Source organism: Bacillus sp. ISO11, assembly GCF_003458115.1.
GTDB lineage: Bacteria > Bacillota > Bacilli > Bacillales > Bacillaceae_G > Bacillus_A > Bacillus_A cereus.
On record NZ_QXCO01000018.1, the window covers coordinates 100,833 to 117,725 of the forward strand.

The window sequence follows — 16,893 nt, forward strand, 5'->3', positions numbered from 1 at the left end:
TATAATATAAGGAGCGGATTAGAATGAGTAAAAAAATTGCTATTTTAATAACGGATTATTTCGAGGATACAGAATACACAGAGCCAGTAGAAGCTTTTAAACAAAAGGGATATGAATTCACAACTATTGAAATGGAAAAAGGGAAAACGGTACACGGTAAGCAAGGAAAAAGTGAAGTCGTGATTGATAAAAGTATTGATGATGTTTCTCCAGAGAACTTTGATGCCCTCTTCATACCGGGTGGATTTTCTCCAGATATACTTCGTGCCGATGAACGTTTTGTTCGCTTTAGTAAAGCATTTATGGATGCGGAAAAACCTGTTTTCGCTATTTGTCACGGACCTCAGCTACTCATCACTGCACAAACACTTGAAGGACGCGATGTAACTGGATATAAATCTATTGAAGTCGATTTGAAAAATGCCGGCGGGAACTTTCATGACAAAGAGGTTGTCGTATGTCAAAATCAGCTAGTAACAAGTAGACAGCCTGAGGACATCCCAGCGTTTATTGAAGAATCGTTGCGTATATTAGGATAACTAACCTTGTATTTACATGAAAATAATGAATCAGTGGGGTTTTATTCATCCCCCACTGATTCATTAGCCCTCATCAACTGGTCGTTTACAGGAAATCCGACCACCACAAATAGCAAGATAAATAAAAAGAGGGGAATCCAAAAGTTCAGTTTTAATAATCTTTTGGATTCCCCCCTTTTCTCGCCCAAAAATTCCTTATCACTTTTCATAGGCATTTCTCATATAGTGAAAATGACTATATAATTCCTATCCATAAGTTAAATAATGATTTCGCACATATATAAATACAAAAGATGGGAGCCCTATTTATGAATAACAATCCACCTTCAACGCCCCAAGACAACTCCGAAAACAATAGCCGTGATATTACGCTGCAAACATTAAGGGTCATCGGACTCGTCGTCCTTATTAGTGGTTATATCCTCGTTGCGCTCTCTGAAGTAGGTGAGCTGAAAGTCTTATTAACAAACCCAAATAGCAATCCTGATTTAGCTGAAGTTGATCCGTTTTAAAAGCCATATGAAAAGCGATTTCTAGCATCGCTTTTCATATCGTTTTATCCAATCTGAGAAACCTCCCCCTCATACTTCTCTCTCCCTATCGCCTTCATAAATAGTAAAATACTGCTCATACCAACGATAAAGTACAGAGCACTCATGCCCCAAGATGCAATAAATGAACCTAGCATAACACCTAATGCCCCGTTCATTTTTGCAACTTGAAAGACCATTCCGTTAATCGCCATATATGAACCTCTCGCCTCATTTGGCACCATATCTGCCATAATAGATTGACGCACTGGCACATACATCATCTCGCCTACCGTTTGGAAAAGCCCTGCAATTAATAAAATCCATAAGGTATTGCTCGTTCCGAGTATTGCAAATCCAATCGTGTAAATAAATAAGCCTACATATAAGATTTCCAAATCGTTGAAGCTTTTCAGCATTTTAATAAGAAGTGCTGAACATAACACAACTAAAATTGTATTCTCTGCAGAAATCCAGCTCAACATGCGAATCCCTGTTAAATCAAACGTAAAACCATTCCCGAATAAAAAGTGCACCGTTTCAAATTCCTTCTGCAAGCGAACACCTAAATAATTATTAATTTGAAACTCTAACGATAATGTACATATACTCGCTGCACAAAAAATTAAAAAAGCTCTATCTTTCATTACAACTTTATAACTATCCGCCATATCTTTTAATACATTTTTCTTCTCCATCGTTTTTCGTGCTACATACACTTCTTCCATATACACAGCCATCACATATAAAGTCATAATGGCAACAAGCGTTAATACGATAAACAATTGTAGTCTATAGTTTTCAAATAGTAATCCTCCAAATATCGCTCCAATCGCAATCGATAAATTAATAGCCCAGTAATTAATGCTGTACATCACTTTTCGATTTTCAGGTGTACTCACATCAATTAACATCGCTTCTGTCGCAGGATTCATAAGTCCCGATCCTAAACTATTCACTAGCATAAAGATAAATGTTAACCACGGTGAGTCAACGTAATCCGAATTCGCAACTCCCATACAAACAATGGAAATGACTTGTATACTTTGACCGATAATCATAACCTTTTTACGCCCAAGCCGGTCTCCAACATATCCACCGTATAAACCAATTACTAATGAAGCTATGACATTAATAAGTAGTAACGCACCAGCAATCGCACTACCTAACTTTATGGAAAAATAAATCGCCATAAATGGAAAAATCATCGTGGACACAGTACGTGTTAAAAACGATGTTATAATTCTAATTTTTATATTTCGATGCATACTCCAAAATCCCATTGTTTCCCCTCCTTATGCTTACTTATTTTACTTTGAAAAAAAGGAAGAAAAAGGTTAGAATATTCTAAAGAGTTTCCCCTTTTATGATAGAAGGAAGTGTATATATGAAAATTATGGACTATTACATTAGACTAAGACTACATGCACAAGATCAACAACATATGCGAAATAGCTTACAAGAATTAGCGGATGTTTTATATTGCAGTACGAAAAACGTAAAGATTTTATTAAAGAAAATGAGCGAGGAGCAATTAATTAGCTGGACTCCAGGGCGAGGCCGCGGAAATAAAACGGAAATTCTATTTATACATAATTTCGTAGAAGCGATTGAGTCCTATACAGATGAACTGTTAGCGCAAGAAAAATTAAAAGATATCTTTCTTCTTTTAAAAGAACCCCTCCCCCTCGCACTTCAAAAAAAGATAGAAAATAAACTACATCATCATTTTGGATACGAACCTTCAAATGATATGTACGACGTATTAAAGATTCCTATATCGAGAAAGATATTCCCATTAGATCCGGCTTTTGTGGCTGTAACTACAGAGAGCCATCTTACGAGTCAAATTTTTGATACATTAGTCGTCTATAACGATGTTACTGAAAAAATGGAGCCTCACATTGCGCATACGTGGGAATTAAGTGAAGACGGGCTTACGTGGACTTTTTATTTACGAAAGGATGTATATTTTCATAACGAGACAGTTTTAACTTCTAAAGATGTACAATTTTCATTTGAAAGACTAAAAGAAGTTCACTCTCCTTTCGAATGGTTAACAGAAGAAATCGTTCAAATTGAAACGCCATCACCACTACAAATTCGATTCCATTTAGCGAAACCAAATTTATTTTTCTTACACTATGTAAGTTCAATGCAGCTCGCAATTTTACCGCGTGATACGAGTATTCAAAATCATCATTATATAGGTACTGGACCTTTCAAACTTGCTCATTACTCTGAAGATAATATCATACTCGAAGCGTTCACCCATTATTTTAAAGAGCGCGCGTTATTAGACCGTATTGAATTTTGGGCTATTCCTGACCATGTGCAAATAGATGCTGATTATGAAATACCAAACGAAGAGGAAAATGAAAGGCATGATATACAAATAGAAGAAATAGGTTGTATTTATGCTAGCTTCAACTTTAAAAAACCTGGTCCTCATCACGACATTTACTTTCGAAAAGCTTGGAGAGAACTATATGATGTTGAAATGATACTTCGTAACATAGAGGGTAGACGGACAATTGCTGCATCAAGCTTTTTCCCTGATAGAAGCCACCTTGCAACAAGAAGATCCTACTCTTTAGAAAAGGCAAAAGAGTATTTGAAAAAGAGTACATATAATGGAGAAACGATACATATTTACTTCTTCGCATTTAAAGATAGTGCAAATGATGCATATTTCTTAAAAGAACGATGTGAAAGTTTAGGTATACAAGTAGAGCTTCACCCATTTCCCGTTTCAGATTATATGAATCGCTCTATTGATAAACATGCTGATATTATTTTCATGGGAGAAGTCTTTGCTGCCAATCATGAAATTGCATTCTTAAATGTATTTAAAAATAAAAGTTGCTTCGTAAATCGGTTCATGGACCCGCACTACGAAAAACAAATTAACTGTTTACTAGATACATTTTTACTAGAAGAAAATAAAGAAAAGCGTTATGAACTCATGTATGAGATTGAAGAGTTTTTACAAGCAGAACACATCATTTTATTTAACTATCACGTTCTAAAAAGAAAAACATACCCTTCTTCTTTAAAAAATGTAACAATTGATTCATTTGGTTGGGCAAATTTTGCAAAGTTATGGATACAGCCATCCATGTCTTAAAATGTGAGTCATTATAAAAGGAGAGAAACCATGAAACGCACCCTAGAAAAAAGACTTTCCTATCTATACACAGGTGAATTATTTTCAGTCATTACTTTTATTTTCACAAGTTACTTACTTAATTATGTTTATCCTACTTTACATTTATATTCCCTATATTCTTTTTGGATCTCATTTCTTCTTTTAGAGTTTATCTTATTACAAGGAGTAATTTACTGGTACGTAAAGTGGAAACGACTAAAAAAAGAGAAAACATCTGTTACGCCCATTAGGATGATTCAATATTTAAAAATACTTAAAAAGATAAATATAGCATTCATTATCACGGGATTTATTACGTTTACTATTGATTTTGTAATTTGGTATCCCTACTTACCTTTAGGCGGGCTATCATTTACTCTATTTATTTATATGTTTGCATTACTTGAGTACATTAACTATTATCATACTCAGCTTTCATACGATAACATCTCTGATATGAAACATTTAATCCAATCAAAAAAACTAAAACAGTCCTGTATAAGTAAAGATTTTCAACGTATTTCATGAAAGAGAAGGTACTACATCCTTAGTAGTACCTTCTTCACATACAAATATAAACTATTATTTAATTACTCCATCTAAGTGATCTTTCAAGTTCAATAAATACTTCTCTATATCCGGATTCTTCACCACATCATAACAAGCAAAACTCTTTAACGGACTCATACCGAGAAACTTTTGCACGCGATGTAAATGACTAAGCACTGATTCTAAACTTTCTCCTTCAAAGAACTTTGTCTTATCTCCAAATGCTTTTTCAGGTGCATTCCAAGTTGTAGAGAACATATACTCTTTCTCTTTTAATAAACCACCTGTTCCATATTCATCTGCACCTTTAAAGAACAAACCGTATTCATATACTTCATCCATATACGTTTTAAATAAGCCTGGAACACTAAACCAGTAAATTGGTGTTTGATAAATCACAACATCGGCCCATAAAAACTTATCTTGTTCTTCTTTCATATTGTAACCATCTTGAATCGTTGTTGTTTTCACATGATGATTCTCGCCTAATACAGTAACCATATAATCTACTAACGTTTTATTTAATCGTCCTTCCTTTGTACCGTATTTTTCATGTCCATTTATAATAAATATATTTTTCATCGTTTTTCTCTCCCCTATATGATCTACTCTTCAGCTATTAAGCCGAGTTGCTGCTGTAGTGTAAGATTATCTTCTAAATGCCAATCTTCCGTTATCTTTCCGTCTTTCACATGTAAAATATCAATTGCAAAAAAATTAATTTTCTTACCATTATTTGTTCCTGTAAAAGAAAGACGGGCTGTTACTTTATCACCAACAACTAATAAGTCTTCAATCTCGCAATGTATATCAGGCACAACTTTACGAAAATTTTGCGCTGCAAACTTTAATCCTTCAATGCCTTGTGGTCGCCCTTTCGGCAATGTATTATCGAAGAAATCTTTAGTAACAGTCTGCGGAATAAGTTCCTCCTTACCTGTATCCCAAAATGCATAAAAACGCTGCGCCGCATGAACCATTTCTGTCGCTTCTTTTTTACTTAGTGAGGGATCAATTGTCATTGCTTTTGGCTTTGGCATTTCTTTTAATAACTGAACTTCAGCTTTTTGTTCCACACCACATGCTACAAGCACAATACAAATAACAAACAAACTAAGAAATCCAAATAACTTTTTTATCCCCATGGAAATCACCACTTCCTTATATAAATCCTTTTTGTTTCGTATTGCTATTGTATATGCACTAACTTCCTTTATGGAAGTAGTGATATTTTTTTCATATAGTTACCAAAAGTATAGTTTTGTGATACTATAAAGCAAATTCATCCAAAAAAATTTTATGGAGGCTAGTTCCATGAACGATATAAATCCAGTTGAATTAACGAAAGGTTTACCGGGCATACCTTGTCCTATCGCTAAAACGCTTGATGTAATTAGTACAAAATGGACGTTTTTAATCATTCGTGATCTTCTTATCGAAGGAACATTACGCTTTAGTGATTTACAAAAATCAATGGATGGTATTAGTCCAAAAACATTATCACTTCGACTAAAAGAATTAGAGTCTCAAGGCATTATAACGAGAAAAGTATATCCAGAAGTTCCGCCTCGTGTGGAGTACACATTAACGGATAAAGGAAAGCAATTAGAGGGGATTTTTATTGAATTAAAACGGTTTGGGTTAAGCTTATAAAACAAAAAAAACTTACCGTTGAAGTGAACCCGAATAGTGGTACATGAAAAAAATAAGAGTTCATTACCCAGAAGAAGTAAAGTGGAAAGTGATTGAAATGAAAAAGGATGGGTATTCCAATCGGACCATTATGGAGAAACTCGGAATTAAAAATGTTTCCCAAATTAAGACATAGATGAAATGAAATGGTATCGTACAGATCAAACGTATCGGTTTCCACAACCTGTAGGAAAACAATATTCTTATGGAAAAAGACCAAAAGAGCTCAGTGAATTAGAATAGCTACGTATAGAAAATAAACACCTAAAACAAAATTACTTGTATGGGGAAAGTATCTGGAAATCGAAAGGGGCTGAAATCAGAAACTGTAGTTACTTTATGGAAAAATGTACAAACAAAAATAACAGTAAAAGAATTGCGTAACGTATTAGAATTACCCCGTTCCATATTTTATCGCTCATTACAACGAACGGAAGATCTGAAAGATGATATAGGGGTACAGACACATCGCCATCAAGCTAACAGAACAGATTGCCCCTAAACGAAAATTTTGTAGCTTTTTTAGCACGGAATTTCATTATTATCGTTTTTTTATGTTTCTTAACTTGATAGAGGTGTGGTGGATCCTTTTTTAGAAGTAAATACTTCTAACACCTTGTAGTATTTGAAAATCAATTTTATCTGCTTTTGTCCTTTGAATTATAAAATCTAATCCATTTTTAGTATTGTCCGCATATTTAGGCATTGCTTCAAGAGTATCTGTCAATGGTTTGGTGAAATCGTCCCAATGTATTGGAATAACAAGCTTCGGTTGTACTTTTCGTACAGTTTGCTCGTAATACATATTTAGGAAAGCACTTTCCTGCTTTCCTAATCCCCCTATTCCTAAAAACAGGACATCAGCTCGAATATCATCTAATACACCTTCTATATAGTTAGCACTTGGTTTAACAAGGAAAGTATTATTATTATACGTAATCAAGTAATCATATGAAGAGTCTTCATGATAGTCTAGTGCTTTAGCTGGTTGTTTAAGTGGCTTTTTTATTTTTTCTCCTTCATCAAAGGTTGGTGAATGTTTCGATGGAAGGACAGTAACAGTAAAATCACCAAACTTCATAGCCCTATTTACTTCATATACAGACATCTGGTTCTTATTTATATCACCACCAATACCTATGTTAATTGCTGACTCTGAACCATATACATGTGTTCCAGTTCGTTTAGCTATATAAGCTAAATCAAACGCATGATCATAATGTGTATGTGCAATAAATAATCCCTTAAGTTTATTATTATCAGCCCCTATTTGATTAAAAATTTTATCCACAGTATCTTCATCTGTTTTTATATTGCTGAACAATATTTTTGGTAAGGATGGCCTAGAAATAAAACCATCAATCATTAATTGCGTATTTCCATCATCAAATAGTAAAGATGATGTTCCTAAGAATGTGACCTTTACCTCACCGTGATTCAATACTTTTTGTGTTGTTTTTGGAGCATAATATGCCTTGTATTGTTGAATATCTGCTGAAGGTGTTAAAAACTTATAATAAACGAAAATAGAAGCGATTAGTACTAGTAATCCTATAAAAAATACGCTTAATTTTTTTCTTAATTTATATTTCAAAAAACATTCTCCTTTCTAGACAAAAGATATTATTATTTGACTGTGCTAAATCCTCCTACTTGAGGTTACCACAAAGTATCTATAAAAATTAAAAAACGCCATCCTTTCCTACGATTCTACAGAAAGAATAGCTTATTTTTTCATTTTAGGAGGAATTTTGTTTTCTTAGCTTGATAGCGATGTGGCGGTACCCCATATAGAAAAAACCGATTCCCTACACGTTAAGGGTATCGGCTTTTGTTCATTTCATTATTCTTTAGAACTTGATAGGTTGTATTTCCTAATTTTATTACGCAATATCAAAAGAATTTATTATTTATACACAATTCTAAAATACGAATTAACAGTTAATATATAATATCCAAAATAGATTATGCAATATGCAATAGAACTAATGGAAATAGGAATCATAATACTGTATATAGGCATGTTGTTTATTATTGGTAAAGCAAATAAGCTATGAGTAAGTCCGACTATTATAGGTGAAATAAAACTAAAGCTAACTTGGTTAGAAATTGACTTTCTTACTTCTTTTTTCGTAACACCTATCTTACGAAGAACCTCATAGTATTTCTGATTAGCATGTGCTTCAGATAGTTGTTTATAATAAATAATAGAACCAGTTGCTAGTACAAATATAATTCCTAAAAAGCTTCCAATAAATAATGTAACTCCATACAGTTGCATAAAATCTTCATTTGTTTCAGATTGCCCTACATAATATCCTGATACAACTGTACTAACTGCCGTTAAAGCTGTGGCACTTAAGATAGCAATAGTCGCAAGTAATTTGGCATTTCCTTTTACTCGATATAACAACTGTGAAATATTTAGTATATTCATACCGTTAAAATAGATATTGCTCTTACTTTTAATTTTCTTTAATACAATAACTGTATAAGACGTGAATAGACAGTAGGTTGCAAGAACAATCGCAATCAAAATACATAACGGGATTATTTTAGGATCCATTAGCGGACGCATAGGGTCCTCAGGGTTCTGCACAAATTTTACGACTTCGCGAAAAAAGAATGCTAAAACATAACCAAAGCCAATTAAAATAAGACCTATATATGCCAAATATTTAGATCCTTTTGGCATACTCTCTCCTTTATGATTCGCTTGGAACATTTCAATTAATGGAAATTGATAAATTAAGCGCGAGTTTTTCCAAGCTGTATATAATAGAATCGATAAAAAAACAATAATTGTGTCTATTATGGCCTTTATAGATAACTCGAACGTAATTGGCACATTTAATTTCATCAAACTCATTAGAAGTTCTAAAAATAACTTAAAACTTATACTGCCAATCAATATCCCAACTATTAAAGCTACACCCCCCATTATTAATGTTTCACAAAATAACATCGTACCAATTTGTTTTTTAGTAATACCTAGTAAAGAATATAACCCTATCTCTTTTTTACGTTTTCTTATAAAAAAATTAGTAGAGTAAATAATAAATATGGCTATAAAAATAATGATTATCACTTTTGAAGACTGAAGAACACTATTAATCATTACATTATTAAGCATTTCTTTTTTTATTTGCGTACTATATCGAAGTGACGCAAATATAAAATAAATCAGCATACTCGAAGCTAAAGATACAAAATAAAGTATATACTCCTTAAAATTTCGCCTTATATTTCGTTGAACGATTTCAATTAAAGTCATTTATTTTAACCTCCTAAAAACTATTTCTACAAAATATACATTGTTTTAATCGCACATTATGTTATAAATGGCCATATTAGATAAGATCATCAGCCTTATCTTCAGAAATGAAAGACATTACATCAATGACTTGTTGGAAGAATTGCTTACGTGTTAATTCTCCACGGTGTAATTCTTTATATAATTCACCATCTTTAATCATAATCACTCGTTTACAATAACTTGCCGCAAACGCATCATGCGTTACCATTAATATGGTTGAGTTATCATATTCATTTAATGACTTCATACTTTCTAATAAATCCGTTGCTGATTTAGAGTCAAGCGCCCCAGTTGGCTCATCCCCAAAAATCATACTCGGATTCGTAACCATGGCACGTGATGCTGCGCAGCGTTGTTTCTGTCCCCCAGATACTTGATATGGGTATTGACTTAAGATATGATCCATGCCAAACTTCTTAGAGATTTCAAGAACAAGCCGATCAATTTCACTAACCTTCACCTTTGATAAAGCGAGAGGCAATGCGATATTTTCTTTGACCGTTAACGTATCTAATAAGTTATAATCTTGAAAAATAAAGCCTAAATGATTGCGCCGAAATAATGCCAACGTATCATCACTCATTTTTACAATATCTTTTCCATCTATTAAAATCTCACCACTCGTCACATAATCAATTGTCGAAAGAACATTTAAAAGGGTTGTCTTACCTGAACCAGAAGGGCCCATAATTCCAACAAATTCTCCTTCTTTTACTTGTAAGTTAATCCCTTTCAACGCTTCAAATGTATTTCCACCCGTGTCATATACTTTTTTAATATTTTTTGCTTCTAGCACTGTTTTCATTTTATATTCCTCTCTCCTCTTAGTATTTACAGCCAAGAAATCTATATAAAATTAGAATTAAGATTGTTTAAATTTTTGCTTATATCATGAAAATCCTTATTTTTAAAAAGAGTAAATACTCATAGGGGTATTTACTCTTTTCTAAAATATCTTATCTTTCACCTACAACTATTATTCATATCGTAGACAATCAATTGGGTCTAGTTTAGCTGCTTTATTTGCTGGAAGTATACCAGAGACAATGCCAATCAATATAGATATTCCAACAGATAGTAGACCTAGATTTACTGAAATAACAAGTGGCCATCCACCTACGATTGCCGATACCCAAGCAAAGAAAATACCTAACACAAAACCAATTGCTCCACCTAATGCTGTTAAAATACAAGCTTCAATAAGAAATTGCATTAATATTTCCCTTCTCGTTGCACCAAGTGCTTTTCGAACACCTATTTCACGTGTACGCTCTGTAACAGATACAAGCATGATATTCATCACACCAATACCACCTACGATTAAAGAGATTCCAGCAACACCAGTGAATACCATTTTCATCGTATCTAATGATTCTTCTACGACCAAATCGTTTTTTGTCTCATCCTCTACTGTAAATAGATGCTCAAATTCTGGTGGTTTCAATCCATTTAATACAGATACAGCTTGTTTCCCTACAATTTCTCGCTCGCTAGAAGAAGATAACTTAATGGTCACTGCATTATATTCCTCAACACCTGAGATCAACGGTGCATTGTCAACCGAGGTATATCCTGCATACACATTTGATTGCCATATATTATCATATTTGTACACCCCGACAATATTATATGGTTTTCCTTTTATATCTATATATAAATCATTTTCCCATGTATCATATAGTTTTTTAAATAGAGCTTCACTGATAATCAAAACAGGAATTGGTTTTTCCAGCTCAGTCTCTGTTAACTCACGCCCATGTATCATTCGTAGTTTGTGATCCTGCATAAAATTACCTGTTCCCACATTTAAATTAAGAGAAGCTTCTTTTGAACCTACATATGCTTTTACGTCCATATTCACATGTGGGTACACATCCTTTACACCTGGTATTACTTCTAATTGCTTTACCATATCTGGTGTAATCTTCGCTATTTCCAGCGGAAAATCTGGGTTGATATACTCTATATTAATTTCATCCATATGGCGGCTCTCTTCAATCTCTTTTTGCATCTTTGCAGTATTTCCATCCCCCGTTGCGAGAATTGTAATAATCGCACTGATTCCAATAATAATTCCCAGCATCGTTAAAATAGATCTCATTTTATGGGCAAAGATAGAAGAGATAGCCATACGTATATTTTCATGTATATTCAATTTTATTCTCTCCAATCCTGAACAATGTTTCCGTCACGAATAACGATTTGACGTGCTGCGGCTTCCCCGATTTCACGATCGTGAGTAATCATAATAATCGTTGAACCTTGCTTGTTTAATTCATAAAATAGATTTACAATTTGTTCACTTGTTTTCGTATCTAGTGCACCTGTTGGTTCATCTGCCAAAATAAATTTCGGGTTATTTACAATTGCGCGTGCAACTGCAACGCGTTGTTTTTGTCCACCTGACAATTCATTTGGAAAGTGGGTAGCGCGATCAGCTAAACCAACTTTTGTTAAGGCTGCTAATGAACGCTCTTGTCTTTCCTTTTTATCGACTCCCGCATAAATAAGTGGTAATTCAATGTTTTGCAACGCTGTAAGTCGTGGCAGTAACATGAAGTTTTGAAATACGAATCCAATCTCTTTATTACGAACATGCGCAAGCTCGGTTTCAGACATGTTTGAAATATTTTGTCCAGCTAATTCATAGGAACCTGTCGTAGGCTTATCTAAACACCCAATAATATTCATTAATGTTGATTTACCAGAACCAGAAGGCCCCATGATAGAAGTGAAATCTCCCTGATTTAGCGTTACATCAATTCCGTGCAATATTTGAATGGATTCTTCACCATTTTGAAAAGATTTTGTAATGCCTTGTAAATTAATCATTGCGTGGCAACCTCCATACCATCTTTTAGATTTACAGTAGGTCTAGAGATAATTTTTTCTCCTTTTTTCACTCCGGAAATTTTTGCTTCATTACTTGTTTCAAATTCAACCGTAACAACTTGTTCTTTTGCTTTTCCGTCTTTTACAACAAAGACAACGTTTTTATCACCTTTTTTTAAAATACTGGTCTTTGGAATGACTGTACCCTTTGCTTCGCCTGATTTAGTTTCTACGTATACGTGGAAACCATTTTGTAAGCCTTCACTATTGTCTAACGTCACAGTAAATGGATAACTAGAAACTGTTTTGTTTTCATCCATACTTTTTAATGGTGTAGAACCAATTTCTGTTACTTTTCCTGTCCATGTTTTACCCGCTACAGTTTTTGATGAAACTGTTATTTCTTGTCCAATTTTTACATTAGCAAGTTCAAATTCAGACATTTGACCTGCTACTTTAAATGGACCTGCATGGCGAAGTGTAATTCCGCTCATACCGTTTCTTTCATTAGAAGCTGTAATAATATCATCAATTACACCGTCAGCAGGACTCATAACAGAAAGTGTGTTTACTTTCTCTTTTGCTACTTTAATCATTTCATCCGCTTTTTCTACTTCAAACTTCTTCATTTCAAGCTGTGATTCTAATTGTTGAATTTCAATCTCTGACGCTTTTACTGCTTCTGCAGGAAGACCAGCATTTTTATCTTTTTGTAGCTTTTGTTTTGCTGCATCAATTTGTTTTTGTTGTAATGTTACTTCTTTTTGTGCAATTTTCTTTTGCATTTCCACTTCTGTTACACCTTGTTTAACAGTTGGATCATTGTATTTAAACAGAAGCTGTCCTTTCTTTACTTCATCGCCTTTTTTAACAGCTAGTTCATTCGTACCTTTTGTTGGATCAAATGAAATGATCTCCATTCCATTTGGAATCACTTCACCAGCAAACTTTTGCTGATTTTCGATTTGTTTTTCTAGTACTTCAGATGTTTTATAGGACATAACTGGTTCAGAACTTCCGGCAAAATTCATATAAGCCCCAGCTCCTATACCAACTGTTAATACACCAACAATGACTACCTTATTTACTGTCTTCATATTATCCTCACTATTTCTTGTACTTTATTTTTGGAGACCATTATTTCCGTTTGTATAATTAGTTAACATTTTTAGAAATTATATATAAATTAGATTTCAAAGTATTAACATATCTCTTTTAAAATCAAATTGTGATAAAAATCTAGGCGTATACTTTTCGCAATATAAAAAGCCCCACCTTTTATTAGTAATTTCTCTTTGGCCTAACCTATAAATAGGATAGAAGAAATTAATTAAATAAAAAGTGGGGTAATAATTAAATATTTATTAAATTTTTCAATTCTCTTCTTTTGGTAATCTCACTTCAAAAATTGTTCTCACTACATTACTTTCTGCAGAAATCTTCCCATTATGTTTCTCAACAATATTTTTAGCAATAAATAATCCAAGACCCGTACTATTTTTCTGTACTGTTCTTGCTTTATCACCTGTATAAAACATATCAAAAAGATAAGGTAACTCTTCTTCTGGTATACTTTCTCCATAATTAATAATCTGTACAACAACGTCTCCATCTTCAATGTATCCATTCATATCAACAAACTTCCCATTATTTCCATATCGAACCGCATTTGTTAGAAGATTTTCAAATACTCGTGCTAACAAATTCCCGTCACCGTTGATAGTTAAATTTGGTGCAACATGTAATCTAGCCTCTAATTGATTTTTCTCTAATAATGGATATAATTCCAAATCTAATTGCACGAGCAATTCACTTATATTAATGTTTTTTTTATCTATTTGTTGTACACCATAGTTCATTCGTGTAATTTCAAATAACTCATCAATTAAACTTTCAAGTCGTTGTGATTTTGCGAATGCAATTGTAGAATAATATTTAATTTGTTCCGCAGTTAAGTTTTTCTCATTGAGAATTAAATCTAAATAACCTAGGACAGATGTTAATGGTGTTCTTAAATCATGAGCTAAGTTAACAACAAGTTGATCTTTACTACTTTCTGCAAAGTCTCCTCGTTCAACCGCCTCTTTTAATTTTTCACTTGCAATATTAATTGCGCGTGCAATATCGCTGAATTCATCATTTGATGAAATATAAACTTTATGTGTGAAATCTCCTTTAGAGAGATGATGAATGCCATTAGAAATTTCATCAAAATACCTTAAATAAGGTTTCGTTAAAAAGAAAAAGAATAAAATAGATAGCAAAGTGAAGGAAAGGAAAGAGAAATAAATACTTCCCCCAACCACTCTATTTGCTACATAGTCTTCATGACTAACCATCATTCTAAAAGAGAACCCTAATGTTTTATAAATTATATATGTTCCGAAAGCTGCTAACATCATACTTAGTGCAAACAAGGCAATCATTTTAAACCTAAAACTTTTTACTATTTTAGCCATTGAAAGTATAACCTACTCCCCATATCGTTTTTATTAACTTGTTCTTCCTTTTATCTTCTCCAAGTTTCTTTCGTAAAGTACGAATATGCACCGTAACTGTATTATTGTTATCATCATAATAATCATTTGTCCATATCTGCTGAAAAATATTTTCAAGGCTATATACTTTTTTCGGATGACTTGCCAATAAATATAAAATATCAAACTCTTTTGGTGTCAAATCAATTCGTTCTCCGTATACATGTACCGTTCTTTTCTCAAAATCAATAACAATGCCTCCAGCCTCTAAAACAGATGTTTCTTCTACTTTCGACTGATTTAACGTAAAAAATCGGCGAAGTTGAGCATTCACACGTGCAACTAATTCAATTGGTGTAAAAGGTTTCGTCATATAATCATCTGCACCTAGTACAAGACCCGTTACTTTATCAAAATCAGATGTTTTCGCGCTTAAGAAAATAATTGGCATATTTTGTTTAGTACGGATTTGACGCGTCACCTCATAACCATCCATTTTTGGCATCATGATGTCTAAAACCACTAAATCAATTGCCTGCGATTGAATAATTTCAATTGCGGCTTCTCCATCAGTTGCTTTTACAACCTGGTATCCTTCTTTTTTTAAATGTATTTCAATTAATTCAGCAATCTTCAAGTCATCATCAGCTATTAGAATTGTAATCGGCTTCATTTTATCCTACCTCTTCTTTTTCTTCCTTATATTCAAATAAAAAAATTGATTACTCTATTAATTTCATCTGCAAAATTACTAATGTGTAATTCATTCTTTTTGAAAATAGTTTGAATTCCTATCATTCCCTTAAAAAGACAAATTCTTTTAGTATTTTTTGAATGGCTATAAAATTCCACGTTTCTACATTGAAATCTTATCATTTTCAGAAGGAAAGTGCAGAATGTCTCTAATAAAGCATATTTTTAAATACCTTACTAGCATCATTCTAATATTTTCCCTCATTGAAAATGTAGCTCCATTATGAATAGAACTTATCGCATACAGCCAAGTTTGGAATAAAGTATCATTGACTAGATAACAAGCAAAACCAGCTCTTATTCCATTACATACATATCAAATATATATAATATCTAGATTGCTTTTTAGCCATACATCTAAAGTTCCTTTATCAATCCATAGTTTCTTCTATAATTTTGAAGGCATCCTACTTTGTTTTTTTATACGTACATACTTTTTCTACCCATGGAAAATAAATTGTTAATTTGTCTTTATCTTGTACCATTTTTTGTTTTTGAGTAAAATTGTTTCCATAATCAATATTTATCCATTCATTATCAAGCCAAGTGTATGTCCCTGCATTTTTATATTCATTTGCTATTTTTTGAGTATGCATCTCTATTAACCATATAGTTTTCTTTTTTTTATTTTCTGGATTAACTTCGATTTTCTTATCAAACTGGTAAGAAACCGGACAAGTAGTGTCATTATCCGCTAATCTCCAATTCCCATTCAATTCTTTACCGCTACATCCAATTAGCAATAAACTAAAGCTAATTGGAACAATTAACTTTTTTATTTTTTTCATTATACATTTACCTTTCATTATCACTTTTTTATCTAATGCGTAGCTCAGTACAATTCCTTCTTTAACAGAAAGGTATTATATGAATTCCAACATGTATAAGATAGAGAAAATTAATTAAATAAAATGTAGGGCAAATATAAAATTTTCATTAAATTTTTAAACTCTCTGCATTTTGCAATCTTATTTTAAATATTGCTCTTATTTCATTACTTCCAGCAAGCCTTGTTCACTTATGCTATTTAAAGATACCTTTAAGCAAAATAAATGTG

General features: G+C 32.9%; 18 protein-coding genes and 1 pseudogene. 6 read left to right on the forward strand and 13 right to left on the reverse strand.

From position 1 onward, the window contains the following. The first annotated feature begins 23 nt into the window (after positions 1 to 23). The gene (locus tag D1166_RS19140; protein WP_000037532.1) at positions 24 to 539 is read left to right on the forward strand and encodes a type 1 glutamine amidotransferase domain-containing protein; all 516 of its coding nucleotides are present in this window, start codon (positions 24 to 26) and stop codon (positions 537 to 539) included. A 41-nt stretch (positions 540 to 580) separates the two neighbouring features. On the opposite strand, the gene D1166_RS31330 is transcribed toward D1166_RS19140, so the two are convergent. Then, positions 581 to 748 carry a hypothetical protein gene (locus tag D1166_RS31330; protein ID WP_015382203.1) on the reverse strand — a complete coding sequence of 56 codons (168 nt, stop codon included), beginning with the start codon at positions 746 to 748 and terminating at the stop codon, positions 581 to 583. A 99-nt stretch (positions 749 to 847) separates the two neighbouring features. Here D1166_RS31330 and D1166_RS19145 point away from each other — a divergent pair, with 99 nt between their 5' ends. Further along, a complete protein-coding gene (locus D1166_RS19145; protein WP_001063872.1) occupies positions 848 to 1,051 on the forward strand; it encodes a hypothetical protein in 204 nt (67 codons plus the stop codon). Between the two features lie 44 nt (positions 1,052 to 1,095). Here D1166_RS19145 and D1166_RS19150 read toward each other — a convergent pair whose 3' ends face one another. Then, a complete protein-coding gene (locus D1166_RS19150; protein ID WP_118043379.1) occupies positions 1,096 to 2,352 on the reverse strand; it encodes an MDR family MFS transporter in 1,257 nt (418 codons plus the stop codon). Between the two features lie 83 nt (positions 2,353 to 2,435). Here D1166_RS19150 and D1166_RS19155 point away from each other — a divergent pair, with 83 nt between their 5' ends. Beyond that, positions 2,436 to 4,196: an SgrR family transcriptional regulator gene (locus D1166_RS19155; RefSeq protein WP_118043380.1), complete on the forward strand. Its 1,761-nt coding sequence runs from the start codon at positions 2,436 to 2,438 to the stop codon at positions 4,194 to 4,196. 30 nt (positions 4,197 to 4,226) lie between these two features. Further along, positions 4,227 to 4,745, forward strand: a complete 519-nt coding sequence (locus D1166_RS19160) for a general stress protein (RefSeq protein ID WP_097856609.1) — start codon at positions 4,227 to 4,229, stop codon at positions 4,743 to 4,745. A 54-nt stretch (positions 4,746 to 4,799) separates the two neighbouring features. Here the strand turns inward: D1166_RS19160 and D1166_RS19165 are convergent, their stop codons facing one another. Next, entirely contained in the window at positions 4,800 to 5,348 is a 549-nt protein-coding gene (locus D1166_RS19165; RefSeq protein WP_097856610.1) for an NAD(P)H-dependent oxidoreductase, read from the reverse strand. Positions 5,349 to 5,371: 23 nt separating this feature from the next. Then, on the reverse strand, positions 5,372 to 5,911 hold the full coding sequence (locus D1166_RS19170; protein ID WP_097856611.1) for an ester cyclase: 540 nt from the start codon (positions 5,909 to 5,911) through the stop codon (positions 5,372 to 5,374). A gap of 169 nt (positions 5,912 to 6,080) precedes the next feature. Here D1166_RS19170 and D1166_RS19175 point away from each other — a divergent pair, with 169 nt between their 5' ends. Both D1166_RS19175 and D1166_RS19180 read left to right on the forward strand, forming a co-directional pair. After that, a complete protein-coding gene (locus tag D1166_RS19175) occupies positions 6,081 to 6,419 on the forward strand; it encodes a winged helix-turn-helix transcriptional regulator (protein WP_000997917.1) in 339 nt (112 codons plus the stop codon). 43 nt (positions 6,420 to 6,462) lie between these two features. Continuing rightward, positions 6,463 to 6,912: pseudogene (locus D1166_RS19180) on the forward strand (IS3-like element ISBt2 family transposase); the annotation flags it as partial. A gap of 138 nt (positions 6,913 to 7,050) precedes the next feature. Here D1166_RS19180 and D1166_RS19185 read toward each other — a convergent pair. The 9 genes from D1166_RS19185 to D1166_RS19225 all read right to left on the reverse strand — a co-directional run bounded on the left by D1166_RS19185 (position 7,051) and on the right by D1166_RS19225 (position 16,624). Further along, positions 7,051 to 8,052 (reverse strand): MBL fold metallo-hydrolase, encoded by a 1,002-nt coding sequence (locus D1166_RS19185; protein ID WP_097856612.1) that lies wholly within the window; start codon positions 8,050 to 8,052, stop codon positions 7,051 to 7,053. Positions 8,053 to 8,364: 312 nt separating this feature from the next. Then, positions 8,365 to 9,732: an FtsX-like permease family protein gene (locus D1166_RS19190; RefSeq protein WP_097856613.1), complete on the reverse strand. Its 1,368-nt coding sequence runs from the start codon at positions 9,730 to 9,732 to the stop codon at positions 8,365 to 8,367. A gap of 76 nt (positions 9,733 to 9,808) precedes the next feature. Further along, the gene (locus tag D1166_RS19195; protein WP_097856614.1) at positions 9,809 to 10,579 is read right to left on the reverse strand and encodes an ABC transporter ATP-binding protein; all 771 of its coding nucleotides are present in this window, start codon (positions 10,577 to 10,579) and stop codon (positions 9,809 to 9,811) included. A 171-nt stretch (positions 10,580 to 10,750) separates the two neighbouring features. Next, positions 10,751 to 11,929 (reverse strand): ABC transporter permease, encoded by a 1,179-nt coding sequence (locus D1166_RS19200; RefSeq protein ID WP_097856615.1) that lies wholly within the window; start codon positions 11,927 to 11,929, stop codon positions 10,751 to 10,753. A gap of 2 nt (positions 11,930 to 11,931) precedes the next feature. Further along, the gene (locus D1166_RS19205; RefSeq protein WP_000609180.1) at positions 11,932 to 12,606 is read right to left on the reverse strand and encodes an ABC transporter ATP-binding protein; all 675 of its coding nucleotides are present in this window, start codon (positions 12,604 to 12,606) and stop codon (positions 11,932 to 11,934) included. Next, complete coding sequence (locus tag D1166_RS19210) at positions 12,603 to 13,703, reverse strand: efflux RND transporter periplasmic adaptor subunit (RefSeq protein WP_097856616.1); 1,101 nt, start codon at positions 13,701 to 13,703, stop codon at positions 12,603 to 12,605. Before D1166_RS19210 ends, D1166_RS19205 begins: the two co-directional genes overlap by 4 nt. A gap of 276 nt (positions 13,704 to 13,979) precedes the next feature. Further along, complete coding sequence (locus D1166_RS19215; RefSeq protein WP_001074332.1) at positions 13,980 to 15,065, reverse strand: HAMP domain-containing sensor histidine kinase; 1,086 nt, start codon at positions 15,063 to 15,065, stop codon at positions 13,980 to 13,982. Next, positions 15,058 to 15,756: a response regulator transcription factor gene (locus D1166_RS19220; protein ID WP_048567861.1), complete on the reverse strand. Its 699-nt coding sequence runs from the start codon at positions 15,754 to 15,756 to the stop codon at positions 15,058 to 15,060. Before D1166_RS19220 ends, D1166_RS19215 begins: the two co-directional genes overlap by 8 nt. Positions 15,757 to 16,243: 487 nt before the next feature. Continuing rightward, positions 16,244 to 16,624, reverse strand: coding sequence for a hypothetical protein (locus D1166_RS19225; protein WP_000721367.1), 381 nt, complete (start codon positions 16,622 to 16,624; stop codon positions 16,244 to 16,246). Between the last annotated feature and the right edge of the window lie 269 nt (positions 16,625 to 16,893).